Origin of the sequence: Streptomyces sp. NPDC050121 (assembly GCF_044460385.1) — a bacterium.
GTDB classification, from domain to species: domain Bacteria; phylum Actinomycetota; class Actinomycetes; order Streptomycetales; family Streptomycetaceae; genus Streptomyces; species Streptomyces soliscabiei.
Map to the genome: position 1 here is coordinate 13,162 of NZ_JBITJV010000036.1, position 24,305 is coordinate 37,466.

Here is a 24,305-nt window from a genome sequence, read left to right on the forward strand (position 1 = left end):
CCCTGCTCATGAGGGCTGTTCGAGCTCGTCGCCGTCGCCGCGACCGGTGCCCTGTTCGGCGGCTTCCCGGATCATCGCCACCACGGCGTCGGGCTGCGACAGCACAACCGCGTGCGAGCCGTCCAGCAGGTATTCGGTGGCCGCCATGCGTTGTGCCATGAAGCGCTGAGCGGTGGGGTTGAGCATCCGGTCGGCGGTCGCGATGGCGTACCAGGACGGCTTGAAGGCCCAGGCCGGTGGGCCCGATCTGCTGGTCAGCGCACTGTGGACGATCGGGCGTTGCGCCACGGACATGACATTCTTCACGTGAGGCGGAAGGTCGGCGGCGTACACCTGCGGGAACCGTTCCGCACTGATGTAGAGCTCGCTGTCCGGGCCGCCGGGAAACTGTGCCGGAAGGTCGGCGGCGAAGGTCGCGTCGGCCACCGGCATGGGGGAGAACCGGCTCGTGATGTCCAGGACGCACTCGCCGGCGTCGAGGCCGAACCCTGCGACGTAGCACAACGCCACGACGTTGTCGGCGTCGGTGGCGGCGTGCGTGATGACCGCGCCGCCGTAGCCGTGACCGACCAGCACGACAGGGACATCGATGCCGCGCACCACGTTCTTGATGTAGGCGGCGTCATGGGTCAGGCCGCGCAGTGGGTTCGCCGGGGCGCGCACGGTCGAACCGGCACTGTGAAGGAGGCTGATGACCCCCGCCCAGGATGAGGCATCGGTGAACGCCCCGTGCACAAGCACGATGGTCGGCGGTGAGGGGATAGATGGCATGGCGATGCCCTCCGATTGAGTTCGCTGTCCCAGCCAAGTGGGTTCAGGCACGGAGAGGCATCGCGTGAACGTACCAATCATCCACAGGTCCGCTCAGTGTCGGGCAAGGCCATGACCAGGTTGGCGAGCTGGACCCGTGAGTTCACCACCAGCTTGCGGAAGGCGGAGGTCAGGTGTGTGTTGACGGTGTGCGGGGAGACGACGAGCAGGTCGGCGGCCGACCGGTTGGTGTGGCCCTCGGCGATCAGGCGCGCGACCTTCTTCTCCGAGGCCGTGAGGGCACTCCATCCCTGGACGGGGCGCTGCTTGGTCACTGCCCTGCCGCTGCCGGCCCCTGCACCGTCCAGGTCACGCCGCAGGCGGGCCGCCGCGGCGTGAGCGCCCGACCCCGCGAACATGCCATGGGCCTGGGTCAGGGCGGCCACTGCCTGAGGTCTCCGGCCCGCTGCGAGGAGCGCCTGTCCGAGATCGGCGTAGGCGGCGGCCCGGACCAGGGGGCGGGGGCTTGCCTTGAGCAGTGCTACGGATTCTTCCAGCAGGGCGAGATCGTTCTTCGCGAGCCCGAGGGCCTGCGCCGCGATGCCCGTGGCGGTCGGCACGGCAGGGTTGCGTTCGGCGTGGGTCTGGGCCTGTGCGGCCAGGTCCTCGGCGAGCTCGTGTTCCGCGCCGCGCAGGGCCATGCGTATCGCGGAGTCGACCCAGTCGCGCAACAGCCGCCAGCGCATGAAGAGACCTTCCTGCTGCACCTGTCGGATCTTGTCGACGGCAAGCCCGATGTCCCCGTCGGCCTCGGCATGGACGGCTTCCAGGAAGCGCACCGCGGCCGTGTTGCCCGGGTTCGGTTTGACCGCCAGTCTTTCCTGCGCCGCGGCTAGGTGCTCCCGCGCCGCTTCCCGGTCGCCGCGCAGCAGGGCGATCCGGGATCGAATCACGCGGGCGTTCACCTGCTGGACGGGTACCTGTACGTCGTCTTCCAGGCGCTCCATGGTCACGAAGTCGGCGTCGGCGTCGTCGAGCCGGCCGAGCCCCAGATCGTGCTGGCCCTGTGCCCACAGCATCATCGCCTGACGCATCGCCCGGGCATCGTCCGCTCCTTGCAGGAGCAGCCGTGCGCTGGACGCGAAGTCGTCCACGTGCAGGTGCGCGACGATCTCTTCGGGAAGGAAAGCGGAATCGATGGTGCTGAGCGCGGCAAAGCGCTCCAGAGCGACGGCGTTCTCACCCGCGTTCTGCGCGATCTCGCCGAGCCCGGACAGGGCCAGGACGTGCGCCTCCCGGTCACCGATCGCGGTGGCGGCCCGCAGCGCCGTCTCGCCGGCCTCACGGGCCACGACAAGATCCTGCCCCCGGGACAGAGCCAGCGCCCGCAGGGCCGCCAGCCTCGCCCCGGCTTCCGGAGCGGCGCCTTTGACGGCGAGGGCCGATTCGGCCCGGCGGCGCAGCTCCTCGGCGAGATCCATGTTCCACAGCGTCCCGCCGAGGGCGGCCTGCAGCCGGCTGAACACCTCCAGCGACGGTCGGCAGGCCAGCAGCCGGTCTCCGGTCGACAGCGCTTCTCGAGTCCGGCCTGCCCGAGTCAGGCAGAGGATCGCCTGCTCACCCACCTCGAACATCAGCGGGCGGGCGGACGGCACCAACTCCAGGGCACGCGTCATCAGGTCGGCCGCGAGCCCCGGCGTGACCGGCAGCACATCCTCAGCGGCCCGCCGCAGCAGCGTCACGGCCTCCTCGTCTCCGGGCAGGGCGCCCCTGAGGATGTGCGGCACCGCGTCGATCGGCCGGCGGCCCGTGGAGACAAGGTGGCCGGCAGCCTCCCGGTGCAGGGCCTTCCGGGCTGACGGCGGGACGTCGACGTAGACGGCCTGGCGCAGCAGATCATGCCGGAAGACCAGCTGGTCGCCGTCGTCGCCCAGAAGTCCGGCGCGCATCGCCTCCTCCAACGCCGAGATCAACGCGGCGGGCGGCCGACCGCACAGCGCGGCGGCGTCGTGGAAGCCGAACCGACGCCCCAGCACGGCTCCCATCTGAAGGAAACGCAGGGTGCTGGGCTGCAGGGATCTGAGCCTGCCACGCACACCCACCACGAGCGTCGAGGGCACGAGATCACCCGAGGCCTCGGCGGTACCCAGTCCCGCGAGCATCTCGACCGCGAGAAACGGGTTCCCTCCGGCCCCGTCGAGCAGGTCCCGTACCCGCTCGTCAACGGCTGCCCCCAGGGTGTCGTCGGCCAGTTGACGGATGGCCGCGCCGGACAGCGGCCCCAAGGGCACCGTGACCGCCAAAAGCCCGTCGGCCGCGGCCGCAACGATCTCTTCCGTCGGCCCGGCGGGGTCCAGTCGCCCGGCCAGCATCCACAGAACCGGCGAGGTCCGCAGACGTGCCGGAAGCTGCTTCAGGGCGAACCGGCTGAGCGGGTCGGCCCACTGCACGTCGTCCAGGCCGATCAACACCGGCGCACTGCCGGCTCTGGCTTCGATCGCCTCGGCGAGCCGCTCCACCAGCCAGATCCGCTGATCCTGATTACGCGCGAGATCGGCGAAGGCGTCGCCGGACAGCAGCGGCTGGTCGCCGTGCAGGACGCAGGCCGCCAACGACGAGAGGGGCACAATGTGATGCAGCTCATCGGCCTTGCCGAGGCCGACGGAGAATCCCGCTGCCCTGGCCGTTGTGACGGCCTCGGCGAGCAGCGTGGTCTTGCCGATGCCCGGTTCCCCCTGGATCAGGGCCAACCCGCCGCTTCCGGTGCGGGCCACCGAGGCGATCAGTGCTTGGAGTTCTTCGAGTTCGGCCTCTCGACCGCGCAGACCGCTACGGGTCAGCAATCCGCCTGACCCCACCACGTACGCCCCTTTCGGCCCACACTCGCCTGCTGGAGCCGGGCTCAACCCATGCCGACGAGTGACCGCACCCGTCCGCAGCAGATCTTCCTCCTGCGAAGTGGACATTCTTCCAATGGACCGTGGACGCGCGCATCACACGAGTCCGGCCGAGGGCGGGGGAGGGCGTGGGATGCGAACCAGTCACTCTGCGTGCTCGCGGGTGCCTGCCAGGCGGGCGAGTTCGCTTGGGCGGGTTCTCGATGGGCAACCGGAGAGGTCGCCCGGTACGTGTCCGCCTACGGCTCCGCCCGGGTTTCCAAGGTCGCCTTCCTGGCCTCGCAGGAGCCCTGCCTGCTCAAGAGCGACGACAGCCCGGACGGGGTCGCCCGAAGGAGTTCGCGACCTGAGGCAGCAACTGCGGTGAGGGGCGGACCGAGCCCGCGGGACACGCCGCAGCGCCCGCCGGGGCGCTCGATCCACGGGGTACCGGATCGGGGCTCGGACGGGCGCTGGTGTCTCCGAGTGGAGCGGAGCGGGACGGGCTGGGCGGTCGGGCCGAGGCGCCGGGACGGGGACCCGGCCGCAGCCCGAGTCGCACTCGGCTGATGGACCCAAGCCGCTCTCACTCCTCTCTCACTCTCAGCACTCTCAGGTCAGGGGGACGGTGGTGAAGCGGGAGGCCGTGTGGAGGTCCGTCTCGATGCGGGAGGCGGTGGACATCAGGGCGGGGAGGATGTCGTGGACGCAGCTCTCGGCCGTGCGGCGGGCCACGTGGGTCGCCGCGTTGAGGGCGGCGACCACCCGGCCCGTCCGGTCGCGGATCGGGACGGCGATCGCGCGCACGCCCTGCTCCAGTTCCTCGTCGACCAGGACGTAGGACGACCGTGCGGGCGACGACGGTGCGGGCGACGGCGGCGCGTCCGTGTGCTGCGGCAGCAGTACCCGGCCCATCGACGTTCCGCTCGCCGGCAGCCTCGTCCCCACCGTGATGTCCACGCTCATGACGTGGCTCGCGGGCACCTGGGCCGTGAACTGGATCTCGTCGCCCCGGTCGGTCAGGATCGCCAGGGAGGTCGTCTCCTGGATCTGCGCCGCCAGCGTCGCCATGTGGGGGGTCGCGATCCGCGGGAGGGACGTGCGGGAGAGGGGCGGGAAGCCGAGCGCGAGGACTTCGGGGGTGAGGGCGAAGGCGCGGTGCGGGGTCGGGGTCACCAGGCCCAGGTGCTCGTACGTGATCAGAGCGCGGCGGGCCGTCGCTCTCGCCAGGCCCGTCGCCTTCGCGACCTCCGTGAGGGTCAGTTCCGCCCTGCCCTCGCCGAACGCGGTCAGCACGGTCAGGCCCCGGGCCAGGGACTCGATGAACTCCCGGCCGAGTTCCTGTTTCGACGCGCCCGTCCAGGTCGCCAGGCCTGCGGGGGGCGGTCCGGGGTGCGGGGGCGGGGCGTGGCGCAGATCGTCCTCCATCGCCGACACGGCCGCCCGAAGGCGCGGGAGCAGCGTTTCGCGCAGGTCCGCCGCCGTGTGCCGGCTGGTGTGGCTGACGACGCTCGCCACGCACGCGATCCGGGCGGTACGCGGATCCCGTACGGGTACGGAGACCGCCACCAGCCCCGGTTCGATCAGCTGGTCGTCCAGGGCGTGGTGCGCGGACGCCGCTTCCGCCGTCCTTCGCACGAAGTCGACGTCGACGTCGACTTCGACAGCCTCGTCCTTGTCGTCGGGCTCGTGCCCCGGCGTGTGGTGGGGCAGTGGCGGTAGCGTCGGGAAGTCTCGGTTCTCGGGGTCCGTGGTGCGGCGGGTGCGCCAGGTCTGCCAGTCCTCGTCCGTCCACTCGGTGGCGAACAGCGGGCCGGGGGCGGTGCGTTCGGCCGGGAGGAGGTCGCCGATGCGGAAGCTCAGGGACATCGCGCGGCGGCGGGTCGCCTGGTGGATGAAGCGGATGCCGTCGCGGTCGGCGACCGCCAGGGACACCGACTCGTCGAGTTCGTCGGCGAGGGCGTCCGCGCGGGCGTCCAGCAGGGCGGGCAGGCGCAGGGCGGCCAGGTAGGCGTTGCCCAGTTCCATGACGCGGGGGGTCAGGATCGCGTCCCGGCCGTCCAGTCGGACGTATCCCATGCGGGCGAGCGTCGCCACGATCCGGTCGACGGTCGAGCGGGCCAGGCCCGTGGCGCGTTCGAGCGCGCTGAGGCTCAGCACGCCGTTCGCCTCGGTGAGCCGGTGCAGCACGGCGACGCCCCGCATCAGCGGCGCCACCGCCTCGGCGGGGGTACTGGTGTCGCTGGAGGCGGCGGCGTCGATGGGGGACCTGGTGGCGGCGTCGGGCAGTGGCATGGGCGGTGTGTGCTCCCCGTGGAGGGTGTTCGGGACACCGTAACGGGGGGCGACGGATATCAGGGCTTGGACAGGGTGTTCACATAGTGGCTCCCGTCGGCGGTGAGGCCGGCGACGGCCTTCTGGGCGTCCTTGCCGGACACGTCCTGGCCGGCCTGGTAGTAGACCCAGTCGACCTGCATGTCCCAGCTGCGCGACCCCTTGAAGGGGAGGTCGATGAACCAGGTGCTGAAATTGACGGTCATGGGCTCACGCGGGGAGTGCTCGCTTCCGTTGCTGAACAGCTCCTGCCCGTCGATGGAGTAGGCGGTCTTTCCGTCGTGCACGGTGATCACCATGGTGTGCCAGCCGCCGAGCTTGGTGATGTGGGCCTTCGTGACCCGGTCGTTCGTCGCGCTGTCGTGCCAGCTCGTGGTGTCGAGCCGCGGACCGAACGCCCCCCAGCCCCCGTTGGGCAGGTACTCGTAGTCGAGTTCGCTGTACTTCTTCGACTCGTGGTCGGGCGAGATCGTGAAGAAGGACTCGGCGATGTGGTCGCCGTCCTTGCCGTCGGCCGGCTTGTCGCTGAGGCGGACCCGGGCGACGAGGGTCCCCTCGAAGACGGTCCCCTTGGCGCTGTGGAACTCGGACTGCCGGGTGCCCTTCTGGGTCCCGTCGGTCTCGGCCCGCAGCTGAAGCGCCTGCCCCTGGCCCGGCTCGGCGCCCTCGCCCTCCCCGGCGGGGAAGCTGATGCCGTCCTTCGACCAGCTGTCCCTGATGCCCGGGCCGCCCTCGCCGCTACGGGCCTCCCAGCCGTTGGCCGCGAGCGCCGGGTCGCCGGGACCGGTGTAGTTGAAGTCGTCGAAGAGGACGCCCTTGGGCAGCGCGGGCGGACCGGGCGTTCCCGCCGCCCCCGACTTCGGCGTGGACGACGTCGAGGTCGACGTCGATGACGAGTCCGCCGGTGCCGGAGTGGCGCCGTTCGGCTCCTCGCCCCAGGCCAGTGCGCCGCCGAGGTAGGCGGTCACCCGCTCCGACGGCGTGTACGCGCTGTCATCGGCGTCGAAGGAGTGGTCGTTCTTCTGATCCAGGTTCTCGTGGTCGACGCGGTAGAGCTGCAGGCCGATGCCCTCGGTGCTCCCGCCGGGGGCCAGGGTGCCCGTGGCCTGCCGGAAGCCGACCTCGAGGTAGTGGTCGGCGCCGGGTGAGGCGTCGTCGGCCTTGATGGTCTTCTGGGTGATGTGCGAGCAGCCGAGCGTCGTCTGGACGCAGTTGGACGCGTACGCGGAGGCGTCGTCGGCCGAGTAGTAGTAGCGCAGAGTGACGTCACTCAGGTCCACGGGCTTGTCGGACGTGTTGATGACTTCCAGCCAGGGCCTCGCCACGACGCTCGTGGCCGGCGCGTCGGTCCGGTAGCGGACCTTCAGCGCGGTGGGCTCGGAGTCGGCGCCCGGGGACCACCACAGGAAGTAGAACGCGGCTCCGGCCCCGGCGAGAGCGCCGACGACGAGGAGCGATACGAGGCCCTTCCGGCCGCGACGACGGGGTGGACGGCGGAGGCTCACGAGTGCTCCGGGGTGGGGGAGTGCGCCGCCGAGCCGGCGGTGCACGGCAGGGTGCGCCACACACCGGATCTACGACTGATATGGCTGATCATCGCCGCGTATCGTAGGCATATCTTCAACAAACCAGCCAGGGCGTGGTATTTCTCGCCGGAGAGTGTGGTTTTGCTCACTGTCGCCTGTGGCGTCTTATGGACTCCAAGTGTCTGAATTATTGCCTTTTTGTCGTTCAAACAGGACTTCCAGCGTTCATTCACAGTTCAATCGCATGATCGTCGAGGGGTCTCGGCGGGGTGGGAGGGTCTGTGCCGGTCGGACGCCGCTGGGGTATTTTCCGTGGGGCTTTCACGACTGGAACACGTCGTTGGGGTCGTTGTGTGAACGAACCTGGGTGGGGGGATTGGCAATGGCCGGTACAGCGGCGCGTCCCGCGCGCGTTGAACCGCAGCGCGCAGCGCGCAGTCGGCACCGAAGAGGGCGGGGCGCGTACGAAGCGCCCATGGAGCCGACTGGGCGGGACACACTGGTCTACGAGACCGTCGTCCTTGTGCCGGCCCGCAACGAGGAGGTCGGCGTCCTCACCTCGCTGGAGTCCCTGGCGGGGCAGTCCCGCCGGCCGGACCTCATCGTCGTGGTGGTCAACAACTCGACCGACCGCACCGAGGAATACGCCCGCGGGTTCGCAGAGGACGAGAACACCCCGCCCACGGTCGTCCTGAACTTCGCCGACAACCCCCACAAGAAGGCCGGAGCCCTCAACTACGGGCTGCGCTGGCTCCGGGAGGCCGTCGGCGGACGGCTCACCAACCAGGTGGGCCACATCCTCGTGATGGACGCCGACACCGAGCTTCACTCCAGGTTCGTCGAGCGCGCCCAGAACGTCATCGCGTCCGACCCGGAGCTCGGCGGGGTCAGCGCCGCCTGCCTCGGCCGCACCGACCTGTGGCGCAACCCCTGGCAGCGGTTCCTCCTCGGCATGCAGATCATCGAGTACGGCCGGGCCGCCAACGCGCGCTACCGCACGGACGTCCACACCATGTCGGGGGCCGGCTCCTTCTACCGGGCCGAGGCCCTGCAGAACCTGATCGACTGGCGGGGCGAGGTCTTCTGGGAGGACCACCGCAACCTGGTCGAGGACTACGAGACCACGCTGGCGCTCAAGGAGTCCGGCTGGAAGGTGACGGCCAACCAGCTCTGCATCGCCTACACCGACCTCATGCCCACTCTGCGCGAGCTGATCCAGCAGCGCGAACGGTGGAGCCGCGGGACGGTGGACACACTGCGCCGACGCGGCTGGACCAAGTTCACGTGGCACTCGATCGCCACGATGATCCTCGGCTGCATCGGCTTCGTCTACATCCTGGGATGGGGGTCGGGTCAGCTCGTCATGGCCGCGGTGCACGGCCTCCACGAAAGCCCCTGGCTGTGGGCGCTGTTCGCGTTCTGGGTCATCTATCCAGCGCTGCGGGTCACGAACCTCGGCTGGAAGGCGATGTTCGTCGAGGCCCTGCTGATCCCCGAGCTGGTCTACACCGTGGTGCGCGCCTACTGGCTCTTCTCGTCCATCGTCAAGTCGTACGTGACCCGCGTGTCCGCCTGGAAGTAGGCCTGGAACCAGGTCCTGGAAGTGAGTCGGAAAAACAGATGAACACCCTCAAGGGTCTGGGGGCGTGCGCGGTGCTCGCGGGCATCGCCTATGCGGTGACCAAGGTGGCCACCACCGATCAGATGGTGACCGGCTTCACCGTCACGGTCGTCGCGCTCAGCGTGATCGGGTACATGGCGGCCCTCCGACGCAAGAGCAAGGACCGCCGGGCGGCCAGGGGTAGAGCGAAGAGCCGACGTGCCGCTTCCTGAAGAATCGTTTCCTCCGAGTCTGGCTCGCCACGACAGCAAACCCACCGCCAGCGCCGACCCATCCGAGCCCACTGCCAGCGCCGACCCGTCGAAGCCCCCGGCCGGGCCGACCCACCTCGGGCCACCCGGCTCGGTTGCTGCCTCGGGGCCGGCCGGCCCGGCCGACCCACCTCGGAGCCTCGGCCCGGCCGCTACCTCGGGGCCGGCCGGCCCGGCTGCTCTCCGGGGCACCCGGCTCGGCTGTCTCCGGGGTACGGGCCCGGCTGTCTTCGGGTCACGAGCCCGGCTGTATCCCGGTTCGCCGGCCTGGCTGCCTCAGGAGCATGGGCTCGGCTGCCTCCCGGTCACGCGGCTCGGCTGCCTCCCGGTCACGCGGCCCGGCTGCCGCCCGGTCACGCGGCCCGGCTGCCGCCCGGTCACGCGGCCCGGCTGCCTCCGGGGGCACCGGCCCGGCTGTCTCAGGGTTCCCCGGACTCGCTACGTTCGGGTTACCCGCACCCGGTAGTCCCCCTCCGGATCCGCCCCCGGCCCTGTCCCCGCACTCGCCCCTGCGCCGGCGCCTGCCCCCGTCACCGTGCGGGTGCCCGTCCCCGCCCCCGTCACCGAGATCCGGATGCCGCGTTTGGGGTCCTTGAACGTCTCGCCCGCGGTGAAGGGGGCGTCGGAGAGTTCGGCGTGGACGTTGGGGCTGCGGGTGCAGCCGCCGCTGGCGGTGTGGGAGTCGTAGACGGTCACCGGGCCCATCCCGGTGTCGACGTCGGCGTCGACCTTGTAGATGAGGACGCCCGGGCGGCACACCGCCTCGTCGTTGCCGCCGGGGGCGCGCAGTTCGACGGCGTATCCGGTGCGGCCGTCGATCGGGACGAAGACCAGCTTCGGGCCGCCCGCGCGGGAGAGCGGGGTCAGTGGGTACTCCCTTGTGCCGCGGGTCGCCGCGCAGGCGATCTGGGAGGCGTCCAGCCAGCCCAGCTTCCACTTGTGCCAGCCGAGCAGGTCGTTGTTGGCCCCCCAGTCCTCGCTCATGATGTCCCAGTGGCCGACCGCGCCCCCGCCCTCCTGGGTGTAGAGGTCGGGCAGGCCGAAGACATGGCCGTTCTCGTGCGGGAGGACCCGGTAGCCGGTGCGGTTGTAGGAGCCGGAGCCGTCGTCCTGGCGGGAGTAGACGAAGGACGCGTTCGCCACCGACACCCCGTCGGCGACCGGCGCCTCGGCGTTGCCGGCGAACGTCACCGACAGGACCGTGTCCAGCGCGGAGGGGCCCGCGTTCGGGGTGACCAGCACGTTCAGGAGGTCGTACGCGCGGAAGTCCACCGTCGGGTCGGCGGCGGCCACGATGTCCTGGACGAGTTCGCGGTAGCCGGGGTCGAAGGGCGCGCCGCGCTCTATGCCGTACGCGCGAAACGACTTGGGCATGCGCAGCCAGTGCGGGATCGGGGTGTCGGCGTGGTAGGTGAGGCGGCCGTAGGACGCTGTGCGAAACCATTGCTCGGTCTTCGGGAAGAACTCGCGGTAGCGGCTCAGCGCGCTGCCCCGGCCGGGCGCGTCCGAGAAGTCGATCATCAGGGTGAGGGCGCGGACGGTCCCGGTGGAGCGTGCGTAGCCGGCGGTGGTCGGGACCCCCTCGGACATCTGGACGGACGAGTGGCCGCTGATCATGCAAGGCGCGAGCGCGGAGGAGCGGGCCAGGGAGATCGGGCCCGCGCCGGCCGCCGCCGAGCCGGGGAACGGCCGGAGATGTGCCGTGCCGGCCGACGTGCTGACGGCCAGGGTCAGGGCGGTGACCGAGGCGAGGGCGGCGGCGCGGCGCGGGCGTATCCGACGGCGGAGCGGCTCGCCTGTGCGGGCCGTGGCGGTACGCACGGGCTGCGGCTGCATGCGGGGGGCCTCTCGCTCCGGGCAGCCGCCGGTCACCGACTGCACCCTTGCGATCACCCTGTGCCGGGGCGCACGCGGGCGCGCGCTGGAGGAGACCGATCGTGGATTACCGGGTGGTAGTCGCCCTCACGATGGTGTGGCTCAGGTCACATCGAGAAAGTCTCCGGTCCGGGAAATAACTGGGGACCTCTTCCCCGTTTAGCCAGGTGTCCGAGTGAAACGGGGACTCCATCCCCGGATCGCAATCCGTCGCAGAACTCAGCAGGAGTACGCCGTGCAGACCGCCAACCCCACCGCGCGTAAGGTGACCCGGCCCCGCGCCGATGCCCTGCGCAACCGGGAGCGGATCGTCACCGCCGCCCGCGAGATGTTCGTCGAGTTCGGCCCCGATGTGCCGCTCGACGACATCGCCCGCCGGGCCGGCGTCGGCAACGCCACGGTGTACCGCAACTTCCCCGACCGGGACGCGCTGGTCCGTGAGGTCGTCTGCTCGGTGCTGGACCGCACGGTCCGCGCCGGACAGGTCGCCCTCGCCGAGACCGGTGACGCGTTCGGGGCGCTGGAGCGGTTCGTGCACGTCTCCGCCGACGAGCGGATCAGCGCGCTCTGCCCGATGATCTCCAGCACCTTCGACCAGTACCACCCCGACCTCGAAGCCGCGCGTGAACGGGCCGAGCGGATCATCGAGGAGGTCATGGACCGCGCGAAGGCGGCCGGGCAGCTCAGGCCCGACGTCGGCGTGGGGGACGTGATGATCGCGGTGGCCCAGCTCAGCCGACCCCCGGCCGGCACCGGATGTCTGAGCGCCGACCGCTTCGTCCACCGCCATCTCCAGCTGTTCCTGGACGGGCTGCGGGCTCCGGCCCCCTCCGTTCTGCCGGGTGCGGCCGTGACCATGGAGGACCTGCGCCAGTCCTGAGCGATTAGTCCGCGGCGTCGCGGAACTCAGCCCACAGAACTCAGCCCACAGAACTCAGCCCACAGAACTCAGCCCACAGAACTCGGCCCACAGAACTCGGCCCACGGAACTCAGCACGCAGAACTCAGACGTTGTGCCCCAACGGCCGTCATCGACGACGAGCCGCCCCCTTTGCTCACCTTTTTTCCGTCACGAAGTCCCGAAGCGGGTATCTCCATGTCTCAAACAGCCCAGAAGGCCCCCGGTAAGACGGGCGCCGCACCGGACGCCAACCGGTGGAAAGCGCTGGCCTTCATCGCCCTCGCCCAGCTGATGGTCGTCCTCGACGCGACCATCGTGAACATCGCCATGCCCTCCGCCCAGCAGGACCTGGGCATCTCCGACGGCAACCGGCAGTGGATCGTCACCGCCTACGCCCTCGCCTTCGGCGGTCTGCTGCTCTTCGGCGGCCGCATAGCCGACCTGTGGGGCCGTAAGCGCGCCTTCGTCGTCGGCCTCGGCGGCTTCGCCGCGGCCTCCGCGCTCGGCGGCGCGGCCGCCAACGAGGCGATGATGTTCGGTGCCCGCGCCCTGCAGGGCGCCTTCGGTGCGCTGCTCGCGCCCGCCGCGCTGTCGCTGCTCGCCGTGATGTTCACGGACGCGAAGGAGCGCGCCAAGGCGTTCGGCATCTACGGCGCGATCGCCGGTGGCGGCGGCGCCGTCGGTCTGATCCTCGGCGGCTTCCTCACCGAGTACCTGGACTGGCGCTGGACGTTCTTCGTCAACATCCCGTTCGCGATCATCGCCGCGGCCGGCGCCTACTTCGTCATCCGTGAGCCCGAGGGCGGCCGCAACCGCTCCGCGCTCGACATCCCGGGCGTCATCCTCTCCACCCTGGGCCTGGTCGCGCTGGTCTACGGCTTCACCCGCGCCGAGTCCGAGGGCTGGAGCGACTCGCTGACGATCGGCATGTTCGCCGCGTCCGCCGTGCTGCTTTTCGCCTTCGTGGTCGTCGAGTCGAAGGTCAAGGCTCCGCTGCTGCCGCTGCGCGTGATCACCGAGCGCAACCGCGGCGGTGTCTACCTCTCCCTCGGCCTCGCGATCATCGCGATGTTCGGCCTGTTCCTCTTCCTGACCTACTACCTGCAGATCGTGAAGGGCTACTCGCCGGTCAAGACCGGCTTCGCCTTCCTCCCGATGATCGCGGGCATGATCACCGGCTCCACCCAGATCGGCACCCGGCTGATGACCCGGGTCGCTCCGCGTCTGCTGATGGGCCCGGGCTTCCTGGTCGCCGCGCTCGGCATGCTGCTGCTGACCCAGCTGAAGGTCGACACCTCGTACGCGGCCGTGCTGCTGCCGGGGATGCTGCTGCTCGGCCTCGGCATGGGCACGGCGTTCATGCCGGCCATGTCCCTGGCCACCCTGGGCGTCGAGCCGCGGGACGCCGGTGTCGCCTCCGCGATGGTCAACACCTCGCAGCAGGTGGGCGGCGCCATCGGCACCGCGCTGCTGAACACGATCGCCGCGTCCGCGACGACCTCGTACATCAAGGACCACGTCGCCGGCGCCACCTCCAGGCCCCAGCAGCAGCTGGTGCAGCTGGAGGGCATGGTGCACGGCTACACCAGCGCCATCTGGTTCGCCGTCGGCATCCTGGTCGCCGCCGCCACGATCGCCCTGACCCTCGTCAACACCGGCAAGCCGGACATGGGCGCGGTCGCGGGCTCGGGGGCCAAGGACGCCGAGGACGCGGTGCCGGTGATGGTCCACTGACGCGCGTAGCTCTGGCGCGCCCGGCCTTCAGGGGCTGTTAGCGCAGCCAGGGCAGGTCGGCACCCGCTTCGTTGGGCTGAAGTCCCTCGGCGATGATCTGCATGATCTCGCCGAGGGACTTCTGCTGTTCGGGGGTGAGCCGGTCGAACACCGCGTTGCGGACGATGGCGACGTGGCCCGGTGCGGCCTGCCGAAGCACCTCCAGGCCCTGCTCGGTCAGGACGGCGAACTGGCCGCGCTTGTCGGAGGGGCAGTCCTCGCGCCGGACCCAGCCGTTCTTCTCCAGGCGGGCGATGGCGTGCGAGAGACGGGAACGGGTGATCTTCGCGTGCATGGCCAGCTCGGTCATCCGCAGTCGCCGCTGGGCGGACTCGGCAAGCTTGACCAGGAGGCCGTAATAGACGTGTGGCATGCCCGCGTCACGCTGGAGCTGGCGGTCCATATGGTCCTCCAGGAGGGTCGTGGCGTGCACGTAGGAACGCCAGATGAGCTGCTCCTCGGCGGTGAGCCAGCGGGGCTCGTCAGCGTCAGTGGGTGCGGATGCCTTCGTCATGCACTCCACTGTAAACGCCTTCTCCTTGAAATTTAAATCAATTAGGAATATGCTCACCGATATTGACGTTTTAGGTTTCAATCAACCGAGCCTGACGATCCCGGAGCGCCAGGAGTGCCAGGAACGCCAGGAGTGAGGGGCTGAGGTCCCGGAAGGAGTCACCGCCATGACCGCCGTACCCCAGGAACGATCCCTTCCCCGGGAGCGCATGCCCGCGCTCTACCTCAGTCACGGCGCCCCGCCGCTCGCCGACGACCCGATCTGGCCCGGCGAACTCGCCGCCTGGTCCGCCGACCTGCCGCGCCCCAAGGCGATCCTCATGGTCTCCGCCCACTGGGAGGAGGCCCCGCTCGCCCTCGGCGCCGTCGACCCCGTCCCCCTGGTCTACGACTTCTGGGGCTTCCCCGAGCACTACTACCGGGTGACGTACGACGCCCCCGGCGCACCGGAGCTCGCCGAAAGCGTACGCAAGCTGCTGCGCGCCCCGGGCATCCCCGTACAGGACATCCCCGACCGCGGCCTCGACCACGGCGCGTACGTCCCGCTCGTCGAGATGTTCCCGACCGCCGACATCCCCGTCCTGCAGATCTCCATGCCGACCCTCGACCCCGTCAAGCTCATGGAGATCGGCCGCAAGCTGGCGCCCCTGCGCGACGAGGGCGTCCTGATCGTCGGCTCCGGCTTCTTCACCCACAACCTGGCCGCGCTACGGCACACCGGCCCGGGCGTGCCGACCTGGTCCTCCGAGTTCGACGACTGGGGCAGGCGCGCACTGGAGACCCGTGACTGGGACGGCCTGCTGGACTTCCTCCACAAGGCCCCGGCCGGCCGGTACGCCCACCCGCGCACCGAGCACTTCGCCCCGCTCTTCGTGACCATGGGCGCGGCGGAGGTGTCCGGCGAGCTGGACGCGCAGAAGTCGGTGATCGACGGGTTCTGGATGGGAATGGCGAAGCGGTCGGTGCAGTTCGGCTGAGACCGGCCGGTCTACAGGTCCTTCTCGTACCAGGCGACGTCCCAGTAGCGGCCGAACTTGCGGCCCACCTCCCGGTAGGTGCCGACATGCCGGAAACCGAAGCGTTCGTGCAGTCGCGCGGACGCTTCGTTCGGTTGCGCGATGCCCGCGTACGCCCGGTGCACGTCCTCGCCGGCCAGCGCCTCGAAGAGCGCCTCGTACAGGAGCGTGCCGATGCCGCGCCGGCCGGCGTGCGGGGCGACGTAGACCGTCACCTCCACCGAGGTGGAGTACGCCGCCTTCGGCCGGTAAGGGCTGGATGTGGCGTAGCCGAGGATTTCCTGTGAGGTCCCCCGGATGTCCTGTGAGTCCGCCTCTGTGGCAACCATCAGGCGGTACGGCCCGTCTTCAGGGTGGGAGAGCAGCCAAGGACGTCGCTCTTCCGGAGTGAAAACCGCGGTGTCGAATGTGATGGACGTCTCATGTACGTAGTGGTTGTAGAGGCGCGTGAGGGCGTCGAGATCGCCTTCGACTCCCGGTCTGACCTGCACCTCTTTAGGTTCTGACAGCATCGCGCCTCCCCGCGTGGTCGGACAGGGTACTGCATGATCATAAAAATTGGGGTGCGGGTTGGGAATTCTGTCCTGATTCCAGTCGTTGTTTCCATCGGATGCAGGGCACACGAGGAGAGTTCCGAGAGTTTCCAGGCTTCAGTTCCAGGGCTTTTGAAACCTCCGAGACGCCGAGCGTCCGAAGGCCACCCGCTGAACCTCCATCGCAAGGGAGCACGCATGGCAACCCGTGCCGTCGCCCGTCGCAAGTCCGCCACTGGCGGGACGACCGACGCGGCCCGCAGTGTTCGCGCCCATGGCGGCGAGATCGCCGACCGCGACCTGGTCGGCATGTACCTCGACGAGATCGCGCGTACACCGCTGCTCGACGCCGCCAAGGAAGTCGAGTTGTCCCAGATCATCGAGGCGGGCGTCTTCGCGCAGCAGGTCCTCGACGGCGAGGAGGAGTCCAAGGCGGACGCCTCCCGTGAGGAGCTCGAGGCCCTGGTCGCCGACAGCGAGCGGGCCAAGGACGTCTTCATCCGATCCAACCTCCGCCTGGTCGTCGCGGTCGCCCGCCGCTACCCACGCAGTGGTCTCCCCCTCCTCGACCTCATCCAGGAGGGCAACGCCGGTCTGGTCCGCGCGGTCGAGAAGTTCGACTACCGCAAGGGCTTCAAGTTCTCCACGTACGCGACGTGGTGGATCCGTCAGGCCATCACCCGCTCGATAGCGGACCAGTCGCGCACGATCCGCCTGCCCGTCCACCTCGTGGAGGAGCTGGGCCGGATCCGGCGCGTGCAGCGCGAGTTCAACCGGGAGAACGGCCGCGACCCGGAGCCCGCCGAGATCGCGACCGAGCTCGGCTCCACGCCGGAGCGCGTCACGGACGTCCTGGACTGGGCCCGTGACCCGGTCTCGCTGAACATGTCGGTCGACGACGACGGCGACACCCAGTTCGGCGACCTGCTGGAGGACACCTCCGCGGTCTCGCCCGAACAGTCCGTCCTGACCCTGCTGCGCAGCGAGGAACTGGACGGCCTGATCGACCGCCTCGACCCGCGCACGGCCTCCATCATCAAGATGCGGTACGGCATCGACGACGGCCGCGAGCGCACCCTCACCGAGGTCGGCAAGGAACACGGCCTGACCAGGGAACGCATCCGCCAGATCGAGAAGCATGCCCTCCTGGAACTGAAGAAACTCGCCCGCGACACCGGCTTCGAAGCAGCGGCGTAACGCCCGGCGGCGCCTCGCTCCGCCGGGCCGGACCGGACCGGTGGGACTGCGCTGGACCGGGTTGGCCTGGAACCGGCGGGCCCGGACTGGGCGGGACCGGACCGGTGGGACTGCGCTGGACCGGGTTGGCCTGGAACTGGCGGGCCCGGACTGGGCGGGACCGGACCGGTGGGACTGCGCTGGACCGGGTTGGCCTGGAACCGGCGGGCCCGGACTGGGCGGGACTGGGCCGGGCGAAGGGACCCGGACCGGCCCGCGCTGGGCCGGGTGGCAGGACCGATTGGGCCGGACCGGACCCGGGCGGCTTTGGGCCGCGCTGGGCCGGGCGGCGGGGCAGGACCGGACTGGGCGGGACTGGGCCGGGCGAAGCGACCGGGCTGGCCCGCGCTGGGCCGGGCGGCAGGACCGACCGGACCGGACTGGGCTGGGACGAACCTGACTGGGCTGGCCGCGGGCCGGGCTGGGCGACTGCTGGGTTGGGCTGGGCGGGGCTCAGCGTGCGGCTCGGGTGTGCTTGGTGTCCGGCCGGGCGGGGTGGCACGGGCGGTCGGGCTGGGCGGACGCCCGGCTCGGCGGCAGGCCCGTGCGGCCGGCTGGTCCGGTGCGTCCGCCCATTCCGTCGGGCGGGCGTGTGGCTCGGCTGGACCGGTGTCGCTGCCCATTGGGCGGGCTCCGCGCCGAGCGGCTGGGGAGCCGGCCCGTGCGGCCGGCTGGGGCCGGGGCTGGGGTGAGTGGGCCTCGGGCGTTGCCTGGTGCTGGGTTTCCGCCCGCGTACGCCGGGTGGTGGAGGGCCGCGCAAACATGGCGTGGGAACGCCGCTTCAACCAGGAGGAGTGCGGGAACAAGACTTCAGAGCACGGGAGTTCAGGTCGGCACGGGAGTTCGGGTCGACCGGACCCTGCAGCTTCCTCCGAGATCTTCGTCTCACGTGAGCCAAGTCCCGACGCACATCCCCCCGGCGCCGGGACTCTCCCCGAGCCGGGCTTCGGCGCCTCTCCCCCCAGGCGCCGGGGCCCGGCTCCCTTTGTCCCCCGAGCTCGCCCCCCGAGTTCGTCCCGCGAGTGGGGATCGTGGTCCCCGGGCGGGGATTGCGGGCGCACACGCCCGGTGCGGCGTACCGAAAGCGGGCGGGCACGCCGGAAGGGCGGGACACCCCGTACCTGAACCACGGGGTGGCCCGCCCGAATGGCAGATTGTGCCACATGGGCATAGCCTGCCGAGGTGATCAGCTCCACCTCCCCCTCCGCCCAGGCTTCGCTGACCGAGCGGCGCAAAGCGGCGACCCGCATGGAGATCGCCCGGGCGGCGGCCGGCCTCTTCGTCAGCCGGGGCCTGAAGGCCACCCGCGCCGAGGACATCGCCCAGGCCGCAGGCATCGCCCCACGCACCTTCTACCGGTACTTCGCGACGAAGGAGGAAGCCGTCACCCCGCTCTACGCGGCGGGCGCCCAGCGCTGGGCGGAGGCGGTGCGCGACGCCCCCGCCGAACTGCCCGTCCCGGAGGCGCTGGAGCACGCCGTACGACACACCCTCGTCCCGGGTCGTGGAGTGTCGGCGGCGTCCTGGGAGTGGGTCCGCACGCTGATCCGGCTGGCCGGAACGAGTCCCGCGCTCGGCAAGGTCTGGGCGGAGGTCTGCCACACCTCGGAGACCACGCTCGCGGAGGTGCTGGCGGAGCGGGTGCAGGCCGCCGCCACGGCGCCCACGGCCGCCCCGTCGCCCAGCCTTGCCCCCGACAACGTTGCCTCACCGCACCAGCGCTTCACCGCAGCGGTGGCCAGTGCCACCGTCCGGGTCGCGGTCGAGAGCTGGGCGGCGAGCAACACCCCGCCCACCGGCCCCCAGGGCCCGGCCGAACTGGCCCTGCACAACCTGCGGTCCCTGCGGGGCTTCACATGGGAAGAAGGGCGCGCGGAAAGGTCGCCGGAGGGACCCGTGGAAGGCCGGTAGCGGGCCCGACGCAGGGGCGGGCGGAGAGGCCGACAGCGGGGCCGACGCAGGGCCCGACGTAGGGGCGGGCGGAGAGGCCGGCAGAAAGGGCCGACGCAGGGGCAGGCTGTCGGGCCCGCAGAAAGGGCCGACGGAGAGGCCGACAGGGCGGCCGACGGAGAGGCCGACAGGGCGGCCGGCGAAGCGGCCGACGGAGCCGCCTCAACAGCCCTGACCCGGCTGCGCTCTGACCCAGCCAGCTCACCCCACGCGGCTCACCCCGCCCTCGCCCCCGCCCTCACCCACACTCGTACCCGGTCGCCCGTCTGTCCGCTCACCCGCCGGCCGGCCCGCTCACCTGCCCGTTTGCCTGCTCACCCGTCCGTCTGGCCGCTCGCACGGCCGTCTGCCCGCTCACCCGGTGGGGTTCCCGCTCAGCCACCCGCCGCCCGTCCCAGCCGTCCCCCCAACTCCCGTACGGACTCCACCAGTTCCGCCGGTCCCCGGACCGAGAACTCGCAGCCCAGCATGGCCAGTCGTACCGCCACCCATTCCACCGGCTCGCTGGTCGAGCCGCGCAGGCGGCAGCCGTTCTCGCCGTTCTCCGGCGGGTGGGCGACCGGCGTTCCAAGCGAGGCCGACAGCCGCGTCGCCACGAACTCGGCAGGGGCGTCGAAGGCGACGTCGAGTTCGTACTCGCCCGCGTCCGGGCGTCGTTGGATGGACCGCCGGAGGTATTCCGCGGCGCTGCCCGTCGGCAGTTCCCGCGGCGTGAAGCGGGCGCCGGTCGCGAACGGGTCCTGGATCCGGTCGACGCGGAAGGTCCGCCAGTCGTCGCGGTCGAGGTCGTACGCCACGAGGTACCACCGTCGGCCGGTGGACACGAGCCGGTAGGGCTCGGTCAGGCGGCGCGTCTGCGTGCCGTCCTTCGCGCAGTAGGCGAACCGCAACCGCTCCTGCCCGGCCACCGTGGACGCGATGACGGTCAGCGTCTCGGGTGCGATGCTCGCGCCGTCTCCGCTCGTCAGCGGCGTGGTCGCGGCCTGGAGGACGGACACGCGGTGACGCAGCCGGGCCGGCAGCACCTGCTCCAGCTTGGCCAGGGCCCGCACCGACGCCTCGTCGACCCCCTCCAGGGCGTGCCCGGCGCCCGCCCGCAGTCCGACCGCGATCGCCACCGCCTCCTCGTCGTCGAGCACGAGCGGTGGCATCGCCTTGCCCGCGACCAGCCGGTACCCGCCGTCCGAGCCCTTGGACGCCTGCACGGGATACCCCAGTTCGCGCAGCCGGTCGACGTCCCGCCGGACCGTGCGGCGGGACACCCCGAGCCGGTCGGCGAGTTCGCCGCCGGGCCATTCGCGGGGCGTCTGGAGGAGGGAGAGGAGCTGCAGCAGCCGAGCCGGAGTGTCCGTCGTCATGCATCCGAGGATGCCGCACCACTAGGACACGATCTGACCTAATGCGGTCCTACTGTCACACCATGACCTCCACGGAGACCTCCACCGACGAGCAGTCGGCCCCTTCCATCCCCGAGAAGACCCCGGGTGACCGCCGCCGCTGGTTCGCGCTCGCCATCGTGATGACCGCGGCCTTCATGGACCTCGTCGACGTCACGATCGTCAACATCGCCATCCCCTCCATCCAGCAGGACGCGGGCGCCTCCTGGAGCCAGATCCAGTGGATCACCGCCGGTTACGCCCTCGCCTTCGCCGCGGGACTCATCACCGGCGGCCGGCTCGGCGACATCCACGGCCGCAAGCGGCTGTTCCTCGTCGGCATCGGCGGCTTCACCCTCGCGTCCGCGCTGTGCGGCCTCGCCGCGAACCCGGAGATGCTGGTCGCCTCCCGCATCCTGCAGGGCGGCATGGCGGCGATGATGGTCCCGCAGGTGCTGTCGATCGTGCACGCCACGTTCCCGGCGCACGAGCGCGGGAAGGTGTTCGGGCTCTTCGGCGCGGTCGTGGGGCTGGGGGCCGTCTCCGGACCGCTGCTCGGCGCGCTGCTGACGGAGTGGAACCTGTTCGGTCTCGAATGGCGGCCGATCTTCCTCATCAACCTGCCGGTCGGCATCGCAGGACTGATCCTCGGCAGCCGCTTCATCACGGAGTCCAAGGCCCCGAAGGCGCTGAAGCTGGACCTCGTCGGAGTCGTCCTGGTCGTCGTCGGACTGCTCATGCTGCTCTACCCGCTCACCCGCGGACGTGAGCTGGGCTGGCCGGTGTGGGGGTACGTGTCGATGGCCGGCTCGCTCGCGGTCTTCGGGGCGCTCGTCGCCTACGAGCGGCGCAAGGGCGCACGGGACGGCTCGCCGCTGATCGAGCTCTCCCTCTTCCGCGTGAAGAGCTTCGCGGCCGGCATCGCCGTGCAGACCGTCTTCGGGGTCGGCCTCGGCGTGTTCTTCCTGGTCTGGACGCTGTACATGCAGACCGGCCTGGGCTGGAGCCCGCTGAAGGCCGGCCTGACCGGGGTGCCGTTCTCGATCGCCGTCTCGCTGGCCGCCGGGCTGTCCGTGCAGCAGCTGGTCCCGCGCTTCGGACGCAAGGTGCTCCAGACGGGCGCCCTGGCCATGAGTGCCGGTGTGCTCCTGTACATCTGGGAGTCCGAGCGCTACGGCCTCGCCATCGCCCCGTGGCAGATGGCGCTCCCGCTGGTCGTGATGGGCCTCGGCATGGGCCTGATCGTCGCCCCGCTGACGGACGCGGTGCTGTCGGAGGTGCCGCGCGAGCACGCCGGTTCGGCGTCCGGGCTCATCAACACCGTCCAGCAGATGGGCAACGCGCTCGGCCTCGGCCTCGTCGCGGTCGTCTTCTTCGGTGAGATCGGCGACCGGCTGACCCCGGTCCAGGTGCGTCCCGCCTTCGTGAACGCCTTCCAGCACGCCCTGGGCTGGGTGGCCTTGGTGATGTTCGCGATCTTCCTGCTGATGTTCGCCCTGCCGAAGCGTCCGGCACAGCACGTGGAGGGCACGATCGAGGACACCTCCATAGGCGAGGACGCCTCCCACGTCGAGGACGCCTCCCGCGGCGAGGACGCCTCCCGCGGCGAGGACGCCTCCCGCGGCGAGGACGCCTCCCGCGGCGAGGAGAGCACCCGTGGCGGGGAGAGCTCGCCCGGCGGGGAGCGCGAGCGGGAGACGGAGCTTGTGGGCTGACCTGACCCACGCACTCCCCAGGCGAAGGGCCCGGCACCCCAGGTGCGGGGCCCTTCGCCATGCCGCCACCGAGCAGGGTTCGAGAGCTGGACGGAAGTCCGTTCATGCCCGAATCGAGTCCGAACCTGTTTACTTTCCGGAAATCCGGGCGTAGTCTCCGTGCCGAAACGACAAGTTCGGGCATAAACCTGGTAAGGGTCGGAGGCGAACGGACATGTACGCACCGGAGCGGCAGCAGGAGATCCTGCGGCTCGCCCGTGACGGCGGCCGGGTGGACGTCCTGTCGCTGGCCGAGGAGTTCCAGGTCACGGCGGAGACGATCCGCCGCGATCTCAAGGCCCTCGACCGTGCGGGCCTGGTGCGTCGCGTGCACGGCGGCGCCATACCGGTCGGACGCCTCGACTTCGAACCGGACCTCGCCGAACGCGAGGGCACCTCCGCCGACGAGAAGGACCGCATCGCCAAGGCGGCGCTCACGGAACTGCCGTCCGAGGGCACGATGATCCTCGATGCCGGCACCACGGTCGCCCGCCTGGCCGCCGCCCTCCCGCTGGAGGCCGAGCTCACCGTCGTCACGCACAGCCTGCCCATCGCGGCCCGCCTCGCGGACCACCCGGGCATGCAGCTCCACCTCGTCGGGGGGCGCGTACGGCACCGGACGCGCGCCGCCGTGGACGCCTGGGCGCTGCGCGCATACGGCGAGATCCGCGCCGACGTCCTGTTCGTCGCCGCCAACGGCTTTTCCGCCGAGCGCGGGCTGACCACCCCCGACCTCGCCGAGGCCGCGGTGAAGCGGGCGGCCGTCGCCGCCGCGCGCCGCGTGGTGCTGCTCGCCGACTCCTCCAAGCACGGCCAGGAGCACTTCGCCCGCTTCGGCGACCTGAGCGACGTGGACCTGCTGATCACCGACAGCGGGCTGAGCCCCGACGACGCGGCCGCGATCGAGCGCGGCGGCACGGAAGTAGTACGCGCATGAGCAGCACGAGTGGCACGAGCCCGAGCGGCACCGGCCTGAACAACGCGGACCTGAACAACGCGGACCTGAACAACGCGGGTCGGAGCAACGCGGGCGTGATCCTCACCGTCACCCCCAACCCCTCCCTCGACCGTACCTACGAGGTCCCCTCCCTCGACCGCGGCGAGGTCATCCGCGCCACCGGCGAGCGGATGGACCCGGGCGGCAAGGGCGTGAACGTCTCGCGCGCCGTATCCGCTGCCGGACGGCGCACGGTCGCCGTGCTGCCCCTGGGTGGCGCGCCGGGCGCACTCGTCGCCGACCTCCTCGACGCCCAGGGCATCGAGGTCGCACCGGTCCCGGTCGCCGGAGCCACCCGATCCAACATCGCGCTCGCGGAGTCGGACGGTGTCCTGACGAAGATCAACGCGCCCGGCCCCGAGCTGTCCGCCGAGGAACAGGAACTGCTCCTGGAGACGGTCCGCGAGCAGTCGCGCGACGCCGACTGGATCGCCTGCTGCGGCAGCCTGCCCCGCGGGCTCGAGCCCTCCTGGTACGCCGAGGTGGTCGCGCGGGCGCACGCCGGTGGTGCGCGCATCGCGCTGGACACCTCGGGGCGTGCGCTCCTCGAAGCGCTGCGCGAGCGGCCCGACGTGGTGAAGCCCAACGCCGAGGAGCTCGCGGAAGCCGTCGGCCGCCCCCTGGCGACCGTGGGTGACGCGGTGAAGGCGGCCGAGGAACTGCGCGAGATGGGCGCCCGCGCCGTGCTCGCGAGCCTGGGCGCCGACGGGCAGCTGCTCGTGGAGGACACGGGTACCTGGTTCGCGAGCGCACGCGTCGACGTCGTACGCAGCAACGTGGGAGCAGGCGACTCCTCCCTCGCCGGATTCCTGATCGCCGGCGGCCGCGGTCCGGCCGCGCTCGCCTCCGCCGTCGCGCACGGCGCCGCCGCCGTCCAGCTGCCCGGCAGCGTGATGCCGACCCCGGCCGACCTGGACCCGGCGGCGGTGACGGTCACGGCCGAGGTGCCGGTGGACCGCGAACTGAAGGAGCCGGTGTCATGACCCGCTTGACGTCGCCCGAGATGTTCACAGCAGCGGCCGG

The 24,305-nt window shown here is 71.0% G+C and carries 18 protein-coding genes; 10 read left to right on the plus strand and 8 right to left on the minus strand.

From position 1 onward, the window contains the following. Nucleotides 1-6: 6 nt before the first annotated feature. The 4 genes from ACIBTS_RS37850 to ACIBTS_RS37865 form a co-directional block, all read right to left on the minus strand. A complete protein-coding gene (locus ACIBTS_RS37850; protein ID WP_399325209.1) occupies nucleotides 7-852 on the minus strand; it encodes an alpha/beta hydrolase in 846 nt (281 codons plus the stop codon). Next, nucleotides 849-3,593 carry an ATP-binding protein gene (locus tag ACIBTS_RS37855; protein ID WP_399325210.1) on the minus strand — a complete coding sequence of 915 codons (2,745 nt, stop codon included), beginning with the start codon at nucleotides 3,591-3,593 and terminating at the stop codon, nucleotides 849-851. Before ACIBTS_RS37855 ends, ACIBTS_RS37850 begins: the two co-directional genes overlap by 4 nt. A 645-nt stretch (nucleotides 3,594-4,238) precedes the next feature. Continuing rightward, nucleotides 4,239-5,921: a helix-turn-helix domain-containing protein gene (locus tag ACIBTS_RS37860; RefSeq protein ID WP_399325211.1), complete on the minus strand. Its 1,683-nt coding sequence runs from the start codon at nucleotides 5,919-5,921 to the stop codon at nucleotides 4,239-4,241. A gap of 59 nt (nucleotides 5,922-5,980) precedes the next feature. Next, a complete protein-coding gene (locus tag ACIBTS_RS37865) occupies nucleotides 5,981-7,465 on the minus strand; it encodes a cellulose binding domain-containing protein (RefSeq protein WP_399325212.1) in 1,485 nt (494 codons plus the stop codon). 496 nt (nucleotides 7,466-7,961) lie between these two features. On the opposite strand from ACIBTS_RS37865, the gene ACIBTS_RS37870 reads away from it, so the two are divergent. Both ACIBTS_RS37870 and ACIBTS_RS37875 read left to right on the plus strand, forming a co-directional pair. Next, on the plus strand, nucleotides 7,962-9,068 hold the full coding sequence (locus ACIBTS_RS37870) for a glycosyltransferase family 2 protein (RefSeq protein ID WP_399325213.1): 1,107 nt from the start codon (nucleotides 7,962-7,964) through the stop codon (nucleotides 9,066-9,068). 38 nt (nucleotides 9,069-9,106) lie between these two features. Further along, entirely contained in the window at nucleotides 9,107-9,319 is a 213-nt protein-coding gene (locus ACIBTS_RS37875) for a hypothetical protein (protein WP_319677345.1), read from the plus strand. Nucleotides 9,320-9,796: 477 nt separating this feature from the next. On the opposite strand, the gene ACIBTS_RS37880 is transcribed toward ACIBTS_RS37875, so the two are convergent. Then, nucleotides 9,797-11,194, minus strand: coding sequence for a M6 family metalloprotease domain-containing protein (locus tag ACIBTS_RS37880; protein WP_399325214.1), 1,398 nt, complete (start codon nucleotides 11,192-11,194; stop codon nucleotides 9,797-9,799). Nucleotides 11,195-11,468: 274 nt separating this feature from the next. On the opposite strand from ACIBTS_RS37880, the gene ACIBTS_RS37885 reads away from it, so the two are divergent. Continuing rightward, nucleotides 11,469-12,113 (plus strand): TetR/AcrR family transcriptional regulator, encoded by a 645-nt coding sequence (locus ACIBTS_RS37885; protein WP_399325215.1) that lies wholly within the window; start codon nucleotides 11,469-11,471, stop codon nucleotides 12,111-12,113. Between the two features lie 216 nt (nucleotides 12,114-12,329). Beyond that, on the plus strand, nucleotides 12,330-13,868 hold the full coding sequence (locus tag ACIBTS_RS37890; RefSeq protein ID WP_319676960.1) for an MFS transporter: 1,539 nt from the start codon (nucleotides 12,330-12,332) through the stop codon (nucleotides 13,866-13,868). Between the two features lie 37 nt (nucleotides 13,869-13,905). Here ACIBTS_RS37890 and ACIBTS_RS37895 read toward each other — a convergent pair whose 3' ends face one another. Then, nucleotides 13,906-14,421: a MarR family winged helix-turn-helix transcriptional regulator gene (locus ACIBTS_RS37895; RefSeq protein ID WP_399325216.1), complete on the minus strand. Its 516-nt coding sequence runs from the start codon at nucleotides 14,419-14,421 to the stop codon at nucleotides 13,906-13,908. Between the two features lie 166 nt (nucleotides 14,422-14,587). Here ACIBTS_RS37895 and ACIBTS_RS37900 point away from each other — a divergent pair, with 166 nt between their 5' ends. After that, entirely contained in the window at nucleotides 14,588-15,397 is an 810-nt protein-coding gene (locus tag ACIBTS_RS37900) for a dioxygenase (RefSeq protein WP_399325217.1), read from the plus strand. A gap of 11 nt (nucleotides 15,398-15,408) precedes the next feature. Here ACIBTS_RS37900 and ACIBTS_RS37905 read toward each other — a convergent pair whose 3' ends face one another. Then, nucleotides 15,409-15,948, minus strand: coding sequence for a GNAT family N-acetyltransferase (locus ACIBTS_RS37905; RefSeq protein WP_399325218.1), 540 nt, complete (start codon nucleotides 15,946-15,948; stop codon nucleotides 15,409-15,411). Nucleotides 15,949-16,167: 219 nt separating this feature from the next. Here ACIBTS_RS37905 and ACIBTS_RS37910 point away from each other — a divergent pair, with 219 nt between their 5' ends. Together ACIBTS_RS37910 and ACIBTS_RS37915 are read left to right on the plus strand one after the other, a co-directional pair. Beyond that, complete coding sequence (locus ACIBTS_RS37910; protein ID WP_334579250.1) at nucleotides 16,168-17,166, plus strand: sigma-70 family RNA polymerase sigma factor; 999 nt, start codon at nucleotides 16,168-16,170, stop codon at nucleotides 17,164-17,166. Between the two features lie 1,287 nt (nucleotides 17,167-18,453). Next, a complete protein-coding gene (locus ACIBTS_RS37915) occupies nucleotides 18,454-19,116 on the plus strand; it encodes a TetR/AcrR family transcriptional regulator (protein ID WP_399325272.1) in 663 nt (220 codons plus the stop codon). 413 nt (nucleotides 19,117-19,529) lie between these two features. On the opposite strand, the gene ACIBTS_RS37920 is transcribed toward ACIBTS_RS37915, so the two are convergent. Further along, nucleotides 19,530-20,513, minus strand: a complete 984-nt coding sequence (locus ACIBTS_RS37920; RefSeq protein WP_399325219.1) for a helix-turn-helix transcriptional regulator — start codon at nucleotides 20,511-20,513, stop codon at nucleotides 19,530-19,532. Between the two features lie 62 nt (nucleotides 20,514-20,575). Here ACIBTS_RS37920 and ACIBTS_RS37925 point away from each other — a divergent pair, with 62 nt between their 5' ends. The 3 genes from ACIBTS_RS37925 to pfkB all read left to right on the plus strand — a co-directional run bounded on the left by ACIBTS_RS37925 (nucleotide 20,576) and on the right by pfkB (nucleotide 24,265). Further along, the gene (locus ACIBTS_RS37925; RefSeq protein ID WP_399325220.1) at nucleotides 20,576-22,246 is read left to right on the plus strand and encodes a DHA2 family efflux MFS transporter permease subunit; all 1,671 of its coding nucleotides are present in this window, start codon (nucleotides 20,576-20,578) and stop codon (nucleotides 22,244-22,246) included. A 214-nt stretch (nucleotides 22,247-22,460) separates the two neighbouring features. Then, nucleotides 22,461-23,222 (plus strand): DeoR/GlpR family DNA-binding transcription regulator, encoded by a 762-nt coding sequence (locus tag ACIBTS_RS37930; protein ID WP_399325221.1) that lies wholly within the window; start codon nucleotides 22,461-22,463, stop codon nucleotides 23,220-23,222. Nucleotides 23,223-23,317: 95 nt separating this feature from the next. Next, complete coding sequence (pfkB, locus tag ACIBTS_RS37935; RefSeq protein ID WP_399325273.1) at nucleotides 23,318-24,265, plus strand: 1-phosphofructokinase; 948 nt, start codon at nucleotides 23,318-23,320, stop codon at nucleotides 24,263-24,265. Nucleotides 24,266-24,305: the final 40 nt, after the last annotated feature.

What these genes read in the sequence shown, in the direction of transcription:
- ACIBTS_RS37895 (WP_399325216.1), bottom strand. Translation starts at nt 14,421, where the DNA reads ATGACGAAGGCATCCGCACCCACTGACGCTGACGAGCCCCGCTGGCTC.
- ACIBTS_RS37860 (WP_399325211.1), bottom strand. Translation starts at nt 5,921, where the DNA reads ATGCCACTGCCCGACGCCGCCACCAGGTCCCCCATCGACGCCGCCGCC.
- ACIBTS_RS37925 (WP_399325220.1), top strand. Translation starts at nt 20,576, where the DNA reads ATGACCTCCACGGAGACCTCCACCGACGAGCAGTCGGCCCCTTCCATC.
- ACIBTS_RS37915 (WP_399325272.1), top strand. Translation starts at nt 18,454, where the DNA reads ATGGAGATCGCCCGGGCGGCGGCCGGCCTCTTCGTCAGCCGGGGCCTG.
- ACIBTS_RS37850 (WP_399325209.1), bottom strand. Translation starts at nt 852, where the DNA reads ATGATTGGTACGTTCACGCGATGCCTCTCCGTGCCTGAACCCACTTGG.
- ACIBTS_RS37870 (WP_399325213.1), top strand. Translation starts at nt 7,962, where the DNA reads ATGGAGCCGACTGGGCGGGACACACTGGTCTACGAGACCGTCGTCCTT.
- ACIBTS_RS37920 (WP_399325219.1), bottom strand. Translation starts at nt 20,513, where the DNA reads ATGACGACGGACACTCCGGCTCGGCTGCTGCAGCTCCTCTCCCTCCTC.
- ACIBTS_RS37890 (WP_319676960.1), top strand. Translation starts at nt 12,330, where the DNA reads ATGTCTCAAACAGCCCAGAAGGCCCCCGGTAAGACGGGCGCCGCACCG.
- ACIBTS_RS37905 (WP_399325218.1), bottom strand. Translation starts at nt 15,948, where the DNA reads ATGCTGTCAGAACCTAAAGAGGTGCAGGTCAGACCGGGAGTCGAAGGC.
- ACIBTS_RS37900 (WP_399325217.1), top strand. Translation starts at nt 14,588, where the DNA reads ATGACCGCCGTACCCCAGGAACGATCCCTTCCCCGGGAGCGCATGCCC.
- ACIBTS_RS37910 (WP_334579250.1), top strand. Translation starts at nt 16,168, where the DNA reads ATGGCAACCCGTGCCGTCGCCCGTCGCAAGTCCGCCACTGGCGGGACG.
- ACIBTS_RS37930 (WP_399325221.1), top strand. Translation starts at nt 22,461, where the DNA reads ATGTACGCACCGGAGCGGCAGCAGGAGATCCTGCGGCTCGCCCGTGAC.
- ACIBTS_RS37875 (WP_319677345.1), top strand. Translation starts at nt 9,107, where the DNA reads ATGAACACCCTCAAGGGTCTGGGGGCGTGCGCGGTGCTCGCGGGCATC.
- ACIBTS_RS37880 (WP_399325214.1), bottom strand. Translation starts at nt 11,194, where the DNA reads ATGCAGCCGCAGCCCGTGCGTACCGCCACGGCCCGCACAGGCGAGCCG.